1 pseudogene is annotated in these 990 nt (G+C 65.6%); it reads left to right on the top strand.

The features are described from left to right. Positions 1-990, top strand: a pseudogene (locus FGE05_RS29565) (heme utilization protein); the annotation flags it as partial.

The raw sequence follows: 990 nt of genomic DNA, 5'->3' as shown, positions 1-990 counted from the left end.
GCCCTGACCCTGGACCTCAACCAGGGCCAACTCAACAACCAGGGCGGCCTGATCAACGCACCGCTGTTGATGCTCAAGAACCTCAAGGCCGTCAACAACGACGGCGGCGAAATCTCCAGCGCCCAGGCGTTCACCCTGGCTGCGCAAAGCCTGAACAATGACAACGGCAAACTGCTGAGCAACCAGGCCCTGACCCTGCGCGTCGATAACGCCCTGACCAACCTCAAGGGTCTGATCGCCGCCGCCGCGCTGGACGTCGAAGCCGCAAACCTGAACAACAACGGCGGCACCCTGACCAGCCGCGCCAACCTCGACCTGGCCCTCAGCGGCCAGTTGAACAACCAGGGCAACGGGCTGATCAGCGCCACCGATGCCTTGACCGTCAACACCAGCGGCCTGAACAACCAGCAAGGCTCGTTGCTGGGCAGTGCCATCGCCATCGACTTCGGCGCCGCCACCGGCGACCTCAACAACAGCGCCGGCCTCATCACCACCGCCGGTGTTCTCAGCCTCAAACACCTGCGAGACCTGAACAACCAACACGGCGAAATCTCCAGCAGCCAGAGCCTGGACCTGAACGCCCGCGACCTGGACAACAGCGCCGGCCAACTGATCAGCAACGGCGTACTGACCCTGGGCGCCCGCGACGTCACCAACCAAGGTGGTCTGCTGTCCGGCTTCAAGGGCCTGGGCCTGACCGCCGCAAGCCTGGACAACCGCAACAGCGGCACCCTGTCGAGCCGCGACGAGGACGTCAGCGCCACCCTCAGCGGGGCGCTGCTCAACGGCAATGCCGGCGCACTGGTCGGCAAGAAACAACTGACCGTCAGCGCCGCCAGCCTGGACAACGGCGGCGGCATCCTCTCCAGCGGTGGCGACCAGACCCTGACCGTCAGCGGCGGTCTGCTCAACAACGCCCAGGGCGGCTTGATCGACAGCGGCAATGCCCTGGTCATCAACGCCATGACCCTCGGCAACGCCGGCGGCACC

It is taken from the genome of Pseudomonas sp. ICMP22404 (genome assembly GCF_006227205.1).
Classification (GTDB): domain Bacteria; phylum Pseudomonadota; class Gammaproteobacteria; order Pseudomonadales; family Pseudomonadaceae; genus Aquipseudomonas.
Note: the sequence above shows the minus strand (reverse complement) of the source record. Positions and strands in the feature narration are given on the sequence as shown.